10 protein-coding genes are annotated in these 15,259 nt (G+C 71.8%); 4 read left to right on the top strand and 6 right to left on the bottom strand.

Annotated elements, in window-relative coordinates:
* Window positions 1-20: 20 nt before the first annotated feature.
* Complete coding sequence (locus BCD49_RS07510) at window positions 21-1,364, bottom strand: MFS transporter (protein WP_007511830.1); 1,344 nt, start codon at window positions 1,362-1,364, stop codon at window positions 21-23.
* 98 nt (window positions 1,365-1,462) lie between these two features.
* Between BCD49_RS07510 and BCD49_RS07505 the strand changes: the two genes are divergently transcribed.
* The gene (locus tag BCD49_RS07505) at window positions 1,463-2,107 is read left to right on the top strand and encodes a LuxR C-terminal-related transcriptional regulator (RefSeq protein ID WP_027140317.1); all 645 of its coding nucleotides are present in this window, start codon (window positions 1,463-1,465) and stop codon (window positions 2,105-2,107) included.
* Between the two features lie 43 nt (window positions 2,108-2,150).
* On the opposite strand, the gene BCD49_RS07500 is transcribed toward BCD49_RS07505, so the two are convergent.
* The 3 genes from BCD49_RS07500 to BCD49_RS07490 form a co-directional block, all read right to left on the bottom strand.
* A complete protein-coding gene (locus tag BCD49_RS07500) occupies window positions 2,151-2,960 on the bottom strand; it encodes a peptidoglycan recognition protein family protein (protein WP_007511834.1) in 810 nt (269 codons plus the stop codon).
* A 458-nt stretch (window positions 2,961-3,418) separates the two neighbouring features.
* Window positions 3,419-5,971, bottom strand: a complete 2,553-nt coding sequence (locus BCD49_RS07495; RefSeq protein WP_007511836.1) for an efflux RND transporter permease subunit — start codon at window positions 5,969-5,971, stop codon at window positions 3,419-3,421.
* 174 nt (window positions 5,972-6,145) lie between these two features.
* A complete protein-coding gene (locus BCD49_RS07490; protein ID WP_051466161.1) occupies window positions 6,146-7,228 on the bottom strand; it encodes a GNAT family N-acetyltransferase in 1,083 nt (360 codons plus the stop codon).
* 336 nt (window positions 7,229-7,564) lie between these two features.
* On the opposite strand from BCD49_RS07490, the gene ahcY reads away from it, so the two are divergent.
* Window positions 7,565-9,001, top strand: a complete 1,437-nt coding sequence (gene ahcY / locus BCD49_RS07485) for an adenosylhomocysteinase (RefSeq protein WP_071041308.1) — start codon at window positions 7,565-7,567, stop codon at window positions 8,999-9,001.
* 108 nt (window positions 9,002-9,109) lie between these two features.
* Here ahcY and BCD49_RS07480 read toward each other — a convergent pair whose 3' ends face one another.
* Window positions 9,110-9,310 carry a DUF1918 domain-containing protein gene (locus tag BCD49_RS07480; RefSeq protein ID WP_007511843.1) on the bottom strand — a complete coding sequence of 67 codons (201 nt, stop codon included), beginning with the start codon at window positions 9,308-9,310 and terminating at the stop codon, window positions 9,110-9,112.
* 554 nt (window positions 9,311-9,864) lie between these two features.
* Here BCD49_RS07480 and BCD49_RS07475 point away from each other — a divergent pair.
* The gene (locus BCD49_RS07475) at window positions 9,865-10,995 is read left to right on the top strand and encodes a phosphatase PAP2 family protein (RefSeq protein ID WP_232793945.1); all 1,131 of its coding nucleotides are present in this window, start codon (window positions 9,865-9,867) and stop codon (window positions 10,993-10,995) included.
* A gap of 365 nt (window positions 10,996-11,360) precedes the next feature.
* Here BCD49_RS07475 and BCD49_RS07470 read toward each other — a convergent pair whose 3' ends face one another.
* Window positions 11,361-12,581, bottom strand: coding sequence for an acetyl-CoA C-acetyltransferase (locus BCD49_RS07470; protein ID WP_071041331.1), 1,221 nt, complete (start codon window positions 12,579-12,581; stop codon window positions 11,361-11,363).
* A 182-nt stretch (window positions 12,582-12,763) separates the two neighbouring features.
* Here BCD49_RS07470 and BCD49_RS07465 point away from each other — a divergent pair, with 182 nt between their 5' ends.
* Entirely contained in the window at window positions 12,764-15,127 is a 2,364-nt protein-coding gene (locus tag BCD49_RS07465) for a C2 family cysteine protease (RefSeq protein ID WP_071041307.1), read from the top strand.
* Window positions 15,128-15,259: the final 132 nt, after the last annotated feature.

The following is a 15,259-nucleotide window of genomic DNA, read 5'->3' as shown; positions in this document are numbered from 1 at the left end:
GGAGGAGCGGTGGGGCGAGCTCAGGCACGGCTGACGTCGGCGTCGGCGTCGGCGCCGACGCCGACGCCGGGAACGTCATCGAGGACGCCGGCCGTCATCGGCGCGTCGAGCCAGGGCTCGCGCAGCAGGGGCAGGCCGGCCGTGATCACGACCGCCAGCAGGGTGAACGCGATCGCCGGATGGTCGAGCAGGCCCTGGACGGCCAGCGAGGCGACGACGCCGCCCGCGTTGCCGGCGAGCCAGACGAGGGCGGCGAGCGTAGCCGTGTCGCCGCCCTGCCGGGTCTCGGCGACCTCGAGGAGGACCGGCAGGTCGGCGAGCAGCAGCAGGCCTATCGCGCTGACCGCGACGGCGGCTGTCAGGACGCCCGGCGCGGCCGCGAGCGCCACGCAGCCCACGACCGTCACCGCGACCGAGAGCCGTACGACGGCGGTCCGCCGCGAGCGGCGGGCCGCCCAGGACGGCAGCACCGCTGAGCCGACCGTGCCGGCGACGACCATCCCGAGCAGCAGCGCGCCGGCGGCGTCCGCGGACACCCCGGCGGGTTCGAGGAGCGCCTGCAACCAGGTCGTCAGCGCGATGAACACCCCGAAACCCAGCGTGACCAGGATGACCAGCCGGCGGACCCGGCCGTCCCCCCACAGCCGGCGCACGGCGCCCGGTCGTGCGCTGCCAGGCGCCGTGCCACCGGCCACGGTCGACTCGGCCTCGTCGGTGAAGGGTCCGGGGTGGCGGAGCACGGCCAGCACCGCCAGCGCCGCGGCGACGGCGAGCACCGCCTGGACGGTGAGCAGGGTGGTCATCCGGTCCGCGCCGACGGCCGCGCCGAGCACGAAGGCGCAGATCATGCCGACGAACAGCGATGCCGACCCGAGGGCGATGCCGGTCGCCCGGTGCCGGTGCGCCAGGTAGCCGCCGGCGAGCGTCGTCACCGCGCCCAGGACCAGTGGCTGTGCGACGGCCACCAGCAGCTGCCCGGCGATGGCCGCGCCGAACCCGCCGCCCGCGAGCCGCGCGAGGCCGCCCGCTGCGGTGAGCACCGCGCCGACGGCGAGCCAGGTGCGGAACGACCGGTCCAGCAGCTTGCCTGCTGGAATCCCGAGAACGACGTACAACAGCGGGAAGACGTTAGCCAGCGTTCCGATCGCGCCCTCGGACACGTGATAGTGCTTCGCCGCGTCCGTCGTGATGGGCGCATAGGTAAGCCAGAGCATCTGGGTACAGGCGGCGACCGCGGCGTAACCGGCCAGCGCTGCCCAGCGGCTCACGGGCTCGCCACCCGCCGCCGGCGTGCTCGCGGCGTCGGGTTCGGGTGCCGTCCGGGGGGCGCCGGGTGCGTCGTCACGGTTGGCCTGCCGCTCCACGTGCCCTCCTTGGCTCGTAGCCAGGATGGGGACACGGGTCGAATCGGTCAATCCGGGCTGATCGACCGGCCGTCCGGGTGAGGTGGAAGGCTATGAGCGTGCGTGTCGTGCTCGCCGAGGACCTGGCCCTGCTGCGTGACGGATTGATCAGGCTGTTGACGGCCTACGACTTCGAGGTGGTCGAGGCGGTCGACAATGGTCCGTCACTGGTGCGCGCGCTGACCGCGCACCGGCCCGATGTCGCCGTCGTCGACGTCCGGCTGCCGCCGACCTTCACCGACGAGGGCCTGCTCGCGGCGATCGAGGCCCGTTCGCGCATCCCCGGCCTTCCGGTACTCGTCCTCTCCCAGGACGTGCAGCCGCTGTATGCCCGCGAGCTGCTGGCCAGCCCCGGAGGCGGGGTCGGCTACCTGCTCAAGGACCGGGTCAGCGACGTCGGCCAGTTCGTCGACGCGATTCGCCGGGTCGCCGCCGGTGGATCCGCGATGGACCCGGAGGTGGTGGCCGAGCTGCTGACCAGGCGTTCCCGGGACGAGCCTCTGCGCACCCTGACGGCTCGCGAGCGCGAGGTTCTCGGGCTCATGGCCGAGGGACGCTCGAACGCGGCCATCGCCGGCCGCCTGTTCGTCACCGAGAAAGCCGTCGGCAAGCACACCAACAACATCTTCAGCAAGCTGAGCCTGCCGCCGTCCGCTGACGACAACCGCCGCGTGCTCGCCGTCCTCGCCTATCTGAACTCTTGACGCGGGCTTGGGTGAGGCGACCGGCGCCTCACCCAAGCCCGCGTCAGACCCAGCGGTTCATGCCGGTGAGGATGTAGCCGATCTTCAGCCAGCTTTCCTGGCCGACGACGCCGTCCGGGGAGATCGGGCCGTAGTACGGCGAGTTGAGCCGCTGCAGCGAGCCGACCCTGGCCACGGTCTTCGGGCCGAAGGCGCCGTCGGGCGTGAGCCGGTTCGGGTCGCCGGTCGGCGCCTCGTGGCCGAAGATGATGTTCAGTGCGTTCTGGAGGGTGACGACCGCCGGGCCGCGGTCACCCTGTCGCAGGGTCGGCATCGAGACATAGCGCTGCCGCGCCTGCGTGGTGCTGGAGTCCCCGCTCATCGCCAGCGCGGCCGCCAGGATGTCCGGCCGGCGGTTCGCGCGGATGGTGCCGGGGCAGGAGTGGTTGCCCCAGGGCACACCTCCCATGCGATGGGTGCCGAGGCCGTACCCGTCCACGCTGTCGGTTACCTCGGCCTTCCAGCCGAACTCAGCCATTCCCCACGCGTACAACTCGGCGATCCGCTGAACCTGGACGGGGGTGTAGTCCTCGGTGTCGTAGCCCTCACATTCCACCGAGATCCAGTACGGGTTGCCGTCGGCCTGCGCCCAGGCGCGTTTGTCCAGCTCGACGTACTGCTCGAGCGCGCCGCCCTTGGACACCCACAGGTGGCTGGAGACCTCCGTCGCCGGGTTGTTGAACATCCCGTACAGCGAGCCGTTGCCCACCTGGACGTGCGGGATCAAACCCCTGGTCGGCTGCAGCATCGTGCCGGAAGTGTTGCGGACCGGGCGCCAGGTGGCGGGCGCGTATCGGGTGGCGGCCACGGTCATCGCCCCCGCCGTCGCGGTGTGACGGTCGCGACCATCGCGCCGCGCGAGCCCCGTGCCGCCCTTGCCGTACTCGTCCGTGTGTCCATGAGAACCCCTGTTGCCGCCTTTGCCTGTTTCGGAAATCCTGGCGTGCCGCGCCGGCCGTGCCGTCGCCGGCCCTGACCAGAAAAGCGCAACTTGCGGCAAACATCGCCTGTGGTATCCGTCACGCCTTAGCTGCCGGCTCGACAGGCCATCGACTAATAGGACCGTTACCAGCGGAGATACGTTGCGCCGGTCTGATCCACGCGGCCCGCGCGAGTGTCCACAAGCAGTGCACTCATGACCCGAACGGTGACAGTCCGCCTATCCGCGGCTGGTCGAGGGCGGTGTAGGTCCACACACCCACGGGGCCGGTGGGTGCCTGGCAGGTGGCCTGGCCGGGGGCGGGGCGCGCGGCGCCCCGCCCCCGGCCAGGCTCAGGAAAGCGCGTCGCCGGGGACCGAGGGGTCCAGCGTCCGGGCCTCGCCCGTCGGCGGCTGGTCAGGCACCCGCGGGCCGGTGCCCTTCTTCGGGCGGTGGACCCAGCCGCGGTCATCCATCCACACCAACAGCGGCGGCAGCACGACCAGGGCGGACAGCAAGGCAACCGCGACGTTGACGGCGACCAGCAGGCCGAAGTCCCGCAGCAGCGGCAACGAGCTGAACGCCAGCACCAGGATGCCGATGACCGCCGCGGCCGCGGACACGAGGAAGGCCCGCCCCGTACGCGCCGCCGCCTCGTCGACCGCCTCCCGCGGCGAGCGCCCGCGGGCCCGCTCCTCGAGATGGCGCTGAACGATCAGCGTGGTGAACTCGGTGCACAGCGCGATGACCAGCGGACCGCTGACGACGGTCAGCGGCGAGAGCTCCAGGCCGGACAGCCAGGCGATCAGCGAGGTGAGCCCGACCGCGATCAGGACCGGCACCACCGACAGCAGTGCCTTGACCGGTCCGCGGTAGCGCAGCAGCAGCACCAGGAAGACGCCCAGCAGCGCGAAGTAGGTGAACTCGACCCGGTTCTTCCCGATGTTGTCCAGTAGCCCGGCGCCGACCACAGCGAGGCCCGACGGAGTGGCCCGCACACCCTCCGGGGGGTTCACCGTCGCCCTGATGTCCTTGACGACGACCGCGCGCTGCTCGAGCGTGCGCGGGCCGGTCTGGAAGATCAGGTTGAGTGCGCCGGCGTCGCCGTTCGCGTTCGAGAGGTTCACCGTGCTGCGCTTGATCGCCTCGGGGGCGACCTGGTAGGCCGCGCGGACGTCGTCTCCGGTCGGCGGCACCGTCTTCGCGCCCGGGACGTCGAGCAGGAAGCCGACGGTGGTGACCAGGCTCGAGGCGTTGGTCAGGTCATCGTGGTGCTTCGCGAGCTGCTGACGGGCGAAGCCGTCGACGAACGCCACCGTCTGGTCGTCGAAGACGTTGTTCGACTGGACGAAGACGCCGAGCTCGCTGGTCGTGCCCGTGTGGTCGCTCAGGTAGTCGAGGTCCTTGACCACCTGGCTGCCCTGGTTGACCCACTTCTGCGGGTCCGTCTGCACCTTCAGATTGCCCTCGGTGACCGCGCCACCGGCGAACAGCGCGACCGCGATGACGACCAGCGGAATGGCCGCGGCGCGCGGGAGCGAGCCGAGCGCGACCGTGGCGCGCCCCAGTGGCCCGCGGGTGTAGTCCCTGGCGGGCGTCGGCTTGCGTCGCTCGCGCCACGCCAGCGACGTGGACGTCAGCAGTATGGTCGCGATGACGATCACCGGCAGGCCGATGGCCAGCAGCACGCCGAAGTCGCGGATCATCGGCACCGCGCTGAACTCCAGCGCCAGGAAGGCGACGACGGCGGCGACGGTCGCGAGCGCCAGGCTCGGCACCAGTCGGCGCAGCGTCTCGGCGACCGGATGGTCGGCGCGGTCGAGCTGCGCCTCCTCCTCCACCCGGCTGTGCAGCTGGACGGCGAAGTCGATGCCCACGCCGAGCAGTACGGGTAGCCCGCTGATCGTCACGATGTTGAGTGGAAGGCCCACGTAGCCGGCGAGACCAAACGCCCAGACCTGGCCGATGACGACGACGCCGAGCGGCAGCAGCCGCCAGCGCACGGCGAACGCCACCAGCAGCAGCCCGATCATCAGCGCGGCCGCGATCGCGCCGAGGGTGAGGAACCCACTGCGCAGGTAGTCGTTGATGTCGCGCAGCAGCACCGTGGCGCCGGTGGTGACGACGTGCGCGTTGTCGAAGTGCCGCGCCGCCATCGCGTCCTCCACGAGGGAGGCCGCCCCGCCCTCGGTCTTGATGTCCGCGTTGCCGGCGAGCCGCACCACCAGCTGGGCGTTGTCGTCGTTCGGGAAGAACGGCAGCAGCGAGGTGCGGATCTTGCCGGTGTTGTCGTGGAGCAGGAAGTCGACCCAGGCCGGGTTGCTGAGGGTCTGCTGCGCGGGCGGGATCTGGTTGATCCGGGTCAGGGTCGCGATCGAGTCCTGGAGGCGCTTTGCCTGCGAGGTGGGATCGGTGTCCCGTTGCTGCGCGCTGAGGAGCATCTTTCCGGCCGGGCTGTTCACCGGGTTGCCGTCGGAGCTGGTGACCAGGTTGTGAGTGAACTGCAGGGCGGTCACCGGGGTGATCACCGCGACGATCCGCGGGTCGGCCTCGAGCTGCTTGGTCACCGCGTCGAACTCGGCGAGGTTGTGCTGGGTAAACAGGTCGGTGAGCTTCTTGCCCTTGTCGACCGTCAGGTCGGAGATCATCGCCTCGCCGCCGAACAACGACTGGTACGAGACGTTGTCCTTGGCGATCTGCGAGTCGGAGTTCAGGTAGTTGCTCTGGTCGGTGCTGAACTCCAGCTGGGTGATGCCGAAGCCGAGGCCCACGGTGAGCAGGACCGCGATGATCGCGACAATGCCGCCACGCTTCCCAGCCTGCTGTGCGACCGACGTCCAGAAGGCGTCGGAGCGATCAGCTGGCTCGGGTCCGCGCGGCTCGGCGGGACCTGGGGGTGTGGACACGAGCGGGCTCCCAGCGGATCGGTGGGGGCGATGGTGGCAGCCCCGCAGGTTACTTGTGAGTTAGACAACAGACTCCAAGCTGTATAGCCCAGATGACAGCGATATGTGGAGCCCCGACGGGCCACCCGGCACAACAACTTCACGACGGAGTCGCGGCATCACCATACGAACCGGTCAGGGCTGCGTTGGTAGCTCCTTGGTATACCGGAACTCCGCAGTGTTGGAACGGTCGCCAAGCTCTCGGACCTCACCTGTCGCTAGGTAACCGAGTCGTTCGTAAAGGCGATGGGCGTCCGCGAACCGCGTGTCGGTCCACAGCTCTACGAACGTGGCGCCCCGCCGACGCGCCTCGCGTTCGACCAGGCGCACGAGCGCCACGCCCAGGCCGCGTCGGCGCGCCCAGGCCGCCACATAGAGCGACTTCAGCTCCACCCAGCCCGGTCGGGTCTCCCGCACCGCGACGCAGGCGGCGAGCGGCTCGTCCTTGCCGGCTCCTTCACCTTGAGTGACCACCCACATCGCACCGCGGTAGCGGCCGGGAACCGCGTCGCCGATGTAGGCGGCGGCTGGCGCGCGCAGCCACGGCTCCTCGCCGTCGACGTCGAGCACACAGCCCGGGTACTCGGCCCAGATCTCGCCGATCAGTCGCTCCAGCGCCGGGCCGTCGGCATCCCTTACCGCCCGCAGACCCGGCAGGATCGAGCGGGCCATCCAGACGTGCTCGATCCCGGCGGTCAGGTCACGCGGCCCGAACGCGCGATAGCCGAGGCCGGTGTACAGCCCGGTGACGGCGGCCTGCGCGTGCAGCCGGATCACCGGGAGGCCGCGCTCGGCGGCGCGCCGCTCCAGCGCCGCCATCACGACCCGCGCGAGGCCGCGCCCCCGCATGTCCGGCCGGACCGCGACCCGCCCGATCACGCCGACCAGCCCCGCGGACAGGCCAGCGGGTACCACCTCGCCCGGGCCCGGCTCGGGACCCGTATCCAGGCCGGGGACGGCCGCCGGGTCGAGCAGCCGCCCGGTCGCGAGCGCCCGCCCGGGGTTCCCGCCCTCGGAGGTCCGGACGTCCCAGACGACCGCGTGGTCGGCATACGCGTCGGCGTCGTCGTGTTCGAGCTCGGCCGGGACCCCTTGCTCGCCCACGAACACGGCGGTCCGCAGGGCGCGCGCCGCGGCGGGCGGCGGCCCGGGCAGGACGGCGACGTCTGCGACAGCGGGGTCATCAGCATGCGGACTGGTAGAAGCCGGCACAACCATGCGCCGGAGTCTAGAAAGAGCTGACCGGGTCGGGAGGCTGCTCCGCGCCTCCCACGAGCCGGCCTGTCGGGAGCTGAGGCGCCTGCCCGCCCACCCACCCTGCCCGCCTGCTTCCCGGTTGAGAGGCATACGGCAGGGGCCCCTGATACCGGCCGGGCACGTAGCCGCGGCGCCGGCGCCGACCGGCGAATGTGAGGCGAGGCGCTGCGCGCCCGAGGGCGTGGCGCCCAGGCGCACCCAGTACCGTGTGCGGTACGGCACGGGCACGGATTACCCCGCGCTCTCGCGCGCCCTGATCCCTGGGACGGGGCGCGTTTCGAGCGCCGAAGGAGAGAGATGAGCTTCGACTTCAAGGTCGCGGACCTTGCGCTGGCCGAGTTCGGCCGCAAGGAGATCCGGCTGGCTGAGCACGAGATGCCGGGGCTGATGGCGACCCGTGCCGAGTACGCCGCGAGCCAGCCGCTCAAGGGTGCGCGGATCATGGGATCGCTGCACATGACGATCCAGACCGCCGTGCTCATCGAGACCCTCGTCGCCCTCGGTGCCGACGTCCGCTGGGTCTCCTGCAACATCTTCTCCACCCAGGACCACGCCGCCGCCGCGGTCGTCGTCGGCCCGAACGGCACCAAGGACGCTCCCGCCGGTGTCCCGGTGTTCGCCTGGAAGGGTGAGACGCTCGAGGAGTACTGGTKGTGCACCGACCAGGCGCTGGCCTGGCCGGACGGCGGCGCTCCCAACATGATCCTCGACGACGGCGGCGACGCGACGCTGCTCGTCCACAAGGGCGCCGAGTTCGAGAAGGCGGGCGCCGTCCCGGCGACCGACCCCTCGGACTCCGAGGAGTACGCGATCATCCTCGACACGCTGCGCAGCACGATCGCGGCGAAGCCCGGCCGTTGGACCGCGGCCGCCGAGGCGATCAAGGGCGTCACCGAGGAGACCACCACCGGCGTGCATCGCCTCTACGAGATGCACAAGGGCGGTTCGCTGCTCTTCCCGGCGATCAACGTCAACGACTCGGTCACCAAGAGCAAGTTCGACAACAAGTACGGCTGCCGCCACTCCGTCATCGACGRCCTCAACCGGGCGACCGACGTGCTCATCGGCGGCAAGGTCGCGCTCGTCGCCGGCTACGGCGACGTCGGCAAGGGCTGCGCGGACGCGCTGCGCGGCCAGGGCGCCCGGGTCATCGTCACCGAGATCGACCCGATCTGCGCGCTGCAGGCCGCGATGGACGGCTTCCAGGTCACCGTGCTCGAGGACGTCGTCGGGATCGCCGACATCTTCGTCTCGACCACCGGCAACTTCAACATCATCACCGCCGACCACATGGCGGCGATGAAGCACCAGGCGATCGTGTCCAACATCGGCCACTTCGACAACGAGATCGACATGGCCGGCCTGGGCAAGATCGCGGGTGTCGAGAAGATCAACATCAAGCCGCAGGTCGACGAGTGGGTCTTCCCGGACGGCCACTCGGTCATCGTGCTGGCCGAGGGCCGGCTGATGAACCTCGGCTGCGCCACCGGCCACCCGAGCTTCGTGATGTCGAACAGCTTCACCAACCAGGTGATCGCCCAGATCGAGCTGTTCACGAAGACCGACCAGTACCCGGTCGGCGTCTACACGCTGCCGAAGCACCTCGACGAGAAGGTCGCCCGCCTGCACCTGGACGCCCTCGGCGTGAAGCTCACCAAGCTCACCAAGGCCCAGGCTGAGTACATCGGCGTCGACGTCGACGGCCCCTACAAGTCCGACCACTACCGCTACTGATCGGGGCCGGCCGCCGTCGTCGACGGCGGCCGCCCAACCGCTCGACACGAAGGCCGCTCCCGCTATCGGGAGCGGCCTTCGCCGCTTGCGGGCCGCTCCGGCCGCCCGTCAGACTCCGGCGTGCTGGAAGGCGAAGACCTCCAGCACCGAGTCGGCGCCCGGGAAGAGCAGCCCCTCATGGCCGTCGTCCCAGCGGATCAGGTAGGGCGGCCCGGTCTCGCCGCGGGCCTCCAGAACGACTCCGTGTCGTTCGGGCTGGCCGATGGTGCGGCTGTGGACACATACGCGGTCGCCGACGTTCGCGTGCATCGCGATCCTCCTCGACTGTGGCGGTCGCCAGCAGGGTTTGTTCAGGCGATCATGTGAAGATAGTTACCCTTTGAGTTCTCTGAGTAACGTCGACCKGGCGGTCCGTTCGCGGCGCCCGGATCGAGGCCCGGCCGGCTCTGGATGTCTGACGCTTGGTCTGGATGACGACCGGATGTCCGATAGATGACATTCGTAGGCGCGAGTGGTCAGCCGTTCAGAAGATCTGAGGGAAATAGTTGCCTGGCGTTTGCTGTTTAGTAACGGCGAGCGATCACGGTATCGCTACCTTGCGTGACACTTCCGTTCGGTTTTGTCATCACAACCGAGTCGCGGGTCGCACCTGAAGCCTCTATGTGGCAAATTCGCGTCGAGATGACTTCACTAAGTCACGACTTCGACGTCGAATCGTTGCGGAGGGCGACTGGCCGGTTGACGCCGGAGGCGAGAGATGTGTCACCGGCTGGCTGGTTGTGCTTACCGGTCGGTTAGTAGGACGGTATAAGTCGGATCCCCGTGGGATGGGGAGGCATTCTCATGCGTAGGGGTGCGATGTGGTGAGCATTCCGTGTCCATCGGGCCCGCAGGCGGGTGATGGCATTCGGTTCCGCGGCCCGGCCGAAGCTGCCGCCTCCGACGCCTCCGAGCGCGCAGCGCCCTCCCGGGCGCGCCGCGCGCTCCTGACGTCGTCCTACTTCCTCGGCCAGATCGCCCTGCTGGGCGGGCTGTTCATGGTCTACCGGCTGGGCAGGACCCTCGCGGACGGCCGGCGGGTCGAGGCGCTGCGGCACGCGCTGGCGGTCTGGCACTTCGAGCGGCTGCTGGACCTGCCCGACGAGTCGTCGATCCAGCGGCTGGCGCTGCGCTCCACCGACCTGCTGGAGTTCGCGAACCGGTTCTACATAACCGTGCACTTCCCGGCCGCCATCGGGTTCCTGCTCTGGGTCATGTTCTTCCAGCGGGCGCACTGGCAGCGGGTACGGAACGTGATCATGATCTCGACGGGTGTCGCCCTCGTGATCCATATCCTGTACCCGCTGGCCCCGCCGCGGTTCCTGCCGGCCGTGAGCCCGAACATCCCCTTCGTCGACACCGGCGTCGTGATCGGCCCCTCGGCCTACAACGAGGTGGGCGCCGCGCAGGCGAACCAGTACGCGGCGATGCCGAGCCTGCACATCGGCTGGGCGATCCTGGAGGCCTGGGGGGTCATCACGATCCTGCGCTGGCGGGCGCGCTGGCTCGCCGTCGCGCACCCGGTCGTCACCGCGCTCGTCGTCGTGATCACCGCGAACCACTACTGGCTCGACGGCCTGATCGGCGGCGGCCTGGTCTGGGGCGCCATCGTCCTGACCCGGCAGCCTCGCTGGGACCGCGTCACCGGGGTGACGCTCGCCCCGGCGCGTCGAGTCCGCGACGCCTTCCGCCGCGGCGCGCCGGCCGGGCACCCGCCGGCGGGCCCCCCATGGCTGGAGCTGGCGTCCGTGGTGGCGAGGTCCGTACCGTCCGCCAGGCAGACGACCACCGGCTTCGCCGCCGCCGCGGCGTCCACCCAGGCCCGGATACAGAGCCAGGCCGTCACCAGGACCGCCAGGGTCGGTCCAACAGCCCAACCGGCCTCGGCCCAGGGCGCCGCCGCGGACCGGGTGCCGCGCCCCCGAGCAGCGCCCCCGGACCCACCCGCCAGCTGAGGCCGCACACACGAGCGCCGAAAACGAGAGCGTCCCAGTGAAGATCACCAGGACGCTCTAGTCGAGCCAGGTCCATGCTGCCGCGGAGGCGCGCCTCGATCGCAGCGAAGTGCCCCCGCGGCGATGGCTCTGGATCGGGCTGGTCTTGGATCGGTGACGTTCAGCGGCAGGTGACCGTGCGGCGCGGAGGCGCGCCTCCGCGGAGGCCCGGCCACGAGCGAAGCGAAGTGGTTGGGCCGCAGCGGAGGTCGCCGCAGCGCACGTGAGCGGAGGAGGACGCGGCGCGGAGGTCCCTTGGGAGCGAAGCGAGCAAGGGGCCGGAGCGCCGCGCCCGCACGGAGCGAACCAGAGACAGAGCGAACCAGTTAATCGAGCCGTTCGATGACCATCGCCATGCCCTGACCGCCACCGACGCACATGGTCTCGAGACCGATGGTCTTGTCCCTGGTGCGCAGGCCGTTGAGGAGCGTGGTCAGGATGCGGGCGCCGGTCGAGCCGAACGGGTGGCCCAGCGCGATGGCGCCGCCGTGCACGTTGAGCTTGTCGAAGTCGATGCCGAGCTCACGCGCGGACGGCACGACCTGGGCGGCGAACGCCTCGTTGATCTCGACGAGGTCGATGTCGTCGATCGTCATGCCGGCGCGGCCGAGCACCTGCCGCACCGCCTMGATCGGCCCGAGGCCCATGATCTCCGGTGACAGGCCGGTGACGCCGGTCGCCACGATCCGGGCCAGCGGGGTCAGCCCCAGCTCTCGGGCCCTGGTGTCGCTCATGACGACCACCGCCGCGGCGCCGTCGTTGAGCGGGCAGGCGTTGCCGGCGGTGACCGTGCCGTCGGGGCGGAACACCGGCTTCAGGCCGGCGAGCGCCTCGAGGGTGGTGCTCGGCCGCGGGCCGTCGTCCGCCCGGACGACCGTGCCGTCCGGCAGCGTGACCGGGATGATCTCCCGCTCGAAGAACCCGTCCGCGATGGCCTTGGCCGTGTTCTGCTGGGAGCGCAGCGCGAACTCGTCCTGCTCGGCCCGGGTGAGGCCGGTGTGCTGGACGACGTTCTCGGCCGTCTGGCCCATCGCGATGTAGATGTCGGGCAGCACCCCGTCGGCGCGCGGGTCGGTCCAGCCCGCGGAGCCGGCCTCGGCGCGGGCCTTCGTGCGGGCCTCGGCCTCGGCGTAGAGCKGGTTGTGGGTGTCAGGCAGGCCGTCCGCGTTGCCCTTCACGAACCGGCTGACCGTCTCGACACCGGCGGACACGAAGACGTCGCCCTCGCCGGCCTTGATCGCGTGGAAGGCCATCCGGGTGGTCTGCAGCGACGAGGAGCAGTAGCGGTTCACCGTGGTGCCGGGCAGGAAGTCCATGCCGAGCTGGACCGCGACCGCGCGCGCCATGTTGAAGCCCTGCTCGCCGGCGGGCTGCGCGCAGCCGAGCATCAGGTCGTCGATCGTCGTGGGATCCAGCCCGGGCAGCTTGTCGAGGACGGCGCGCACGACGGTCGCGGCCAGGTCGTCCGGCCGTAGGTCCTTCAACGATCCTTTGTAGGCGCGACCAATCGGGGACCGGCCGGTGGCGACGATGACGGCCTCGGGCACGTCGGGCTCCTTCCGCGGTGTCCGGGCGATGGAGCCTCGCGGCCCCTTCCCGTGCTCTCCCGCGCCGGTCTCGCGCGGCTCGCCCGGCGCTGGCCGGAACGGGCCGTCGCCGGGCAACGGGCACCTCGCCCAAGCTAGCGCAGTTCGTCCGTTCGAGCCCGCGATCTCGTGGGGTCGCGATCATGCGGCCCCACGACACCGCCGCCACCGCGTCCTACCCTGACGTCGATCAGCAAGACATGATCGTTTCGTCGGCCGCGTTCTGGCTGGCGCGCGCCGCGCGGGAGTGCGTGGGGTGCGCGGGCGTCGCGGGCCGCCGCACGCCGGCGGCGCTGTTCGTACGCCGGCGGTCAGGGCCGGGTGGCTGTCAGGAGGTCGGTGACGCGATGCCTTCCGGATACGCGGATGCCCTGGTGGGGCGGGCTCCGTCCGTGCTCGGGACCGCGGCCGCCGAGCTGCGCGCCGCCGCGGTCGAGCTGGGTGGGCTCGCCACGACAGCCTCCGGTCTGCTCGGCCCGGTGCTGACCCTGGACACTCCCGAGACCTGGTCGTCGCCGTGGCAGCGGCGCGCGACGGCCCGGGTCGACGGCTGGCTGCGGGCGCTGCGCGGTGGCGCCGAGGCGATGGCCGCCCGCGCTCACTGGTATGTGAGGACCGCCGAGGCGTTCGAGTTCGCTGCCGCCGCGGCGACCGGCCTGACCAGCGCGGCCGGGGAGGGCAGCACGGTCGACAGGGCCGGATCGGCGGGGACTCCGGATGCCGAGTTAGAGCCGCGCCTGCCCGAGATTCCCAGGATGCCGGCCGGTTGGGACGTCCCCGACGCGGCCCTGCTGCGTGAGCTGAGCACCGACGACGGCACCGTCCCGGCAGACCCGTTTCTCGACGGCTCGCTGGGCGCCGACGGCCGGCGGGGCGGTCGCGTCGCGCCAGCCTGCGACGTCTGGTCGGGAGACGCCTGGGCTGGCGCGGCCGCGGCCGGGCGCGGCGGGGACGGGGGCGGCCACGGTGGCGACCTGGGCGGAGGCGGTCCCGTCTCCTTCGACCCCGGCCTGCTCGGCGCGCTGGCCGGCAGACTGCGCGTCGCCGGCACCGCCGCGGCCGGGCTCGCCACGGCCGTCGGCCGGACGGACGAGACGGCCCTGGATGCGGTCGTCGTCGGCCTGAGCGCGACGGTCGCGGCGGCGGGCGGCGGCCTTGCCCAGGCACTCGGCGTCGCCGCGCCGGCCAGGCCGCCAGGCTCGTTCCGGTTGGCCGGCCTGCCCGTGCCGACCGACGTGCTCCGGCTGGGCACGCACGCCCTCGCCGTCGGCGGGCCGGATCTCGCCGCGGCGATCGAGCGTCGGACGGCGCATCTCGTGGCGGCCGAGGAAGCGGTGCGGACCGGCGGCGTGTTGATCGACCCGCGTTCCTGGTTCGACGACGCCCCACCGCCGGACCTCGGCTGGATCAGGACGGCCGCCGCCGGGTTGGTCGCGCTGGTCGGGACCGACCCCGCCGCGCTGTCCGCGGCGGACGTTCGGGATGCCGGCCGGCGGCTGGCCGCCCTGCCGCCGGCCGTCCGTGAGGCGGTGGTCAGCCGGCTGCGCGGCCAGCCACTGCGGGCGCTGACGGGGGCTCTCACCCGCCTGCTGCGGCGGGCGGGCGGCCGTTCCCGGCACGAGCTCGAGGCCCTGGCCGCGGTGCCGGACCTGCTGCTCGCGAGCGCGCCGGCCGCGCTGGTCGCCGAGCTCGTCCGCCTGCTGCCTGACCTCGAGCCCGCCCCGCCCGGCGGCGCGGCCGCCGCCAACGGGGCCGTGGCCTCCGCCGGGGCGGACGAGGCGAACCGGGCCGACCCGGTCGTCCGGGACGGCGTCAGCACCTCCGACGTCGGCCAGGGCGGCCTCGGCGACTGCTACCTCGCCGCCACGCTCATCGGCCTGGCCAGACAGCGTCCCGACCTGCTCGTCGAGGGGATCCGGGAGAACCCGAACGGCACGTTCACGGTCACCTTCTACCGCGACGGCCGACCCTTCCCGGTCACCGTGACACGTGCCCTGCCCGGCCTGCCCACGGGCGACGCCGCCGGCGGCGCGGCGGGAGGCGGTGGAGGGGGCGAAGYCGGCGGCGCGCGGCCGGTGCCCTCGATCGCCGCGTTCGACCTCACGGGGCGCCCGGAGCTGTGGGCGGCCGTCTACGAGAAGGCGTACGCCCGGCTCCACGGCGGCTACGACGCGATCAGCGGCGGTGATCCCGGCGTGGCCGCGAGCGACCTCACCGGCCGCCCGCATCACGCGGTGCCGCCGGGCTCGCTCAGCGTCGCGGACATCGCGTCCCGACTCGCCACGGGCGACGTCATCACGGTCTCCACTCGCCCGGGCGCGGCGGACGGACCGTCGGGCGGTCTCGTGGAGCGGCACGCCTACGCGGTCCTGGCCGCGGATGCCGCGGGCGGCCGGCTGCTGCTGCGCAACCCGTGGGRCAGCCCCGACGAGGAGCTGGTCCGGTGGTACCGCTGGGACGAGCTGCGTCCCTGCCTCCGTGCGGTCACCCTGACCTCGACGGCCTGAGGCACGACGTGCAGATGACAGTTGGGCATATTGGGTCCGCCGGGCGCGGCCGCGATGACGTCGCCCCCTGGTCGCGAGCGCTCGGCTAGCGCACGCCACATGCGAGCCGAGCGCTCGCCGGCCCGGCCCGGC

The organism is Pseudofrankia sp. EUN1h, assembly GCF_001854645.1.
Classification (GTDB): Bacteria; Actinomycetota; Actinomycetes; order Frankiales; family Frankiaceae; genus Pseudofrankia; species Pseudofrankia saprophytica.
The sequence above is the reverse complement of the archived record's forward strand: the minus strand, read 5'-3'. Positions and strand labels throughout refer to the sequence as shown.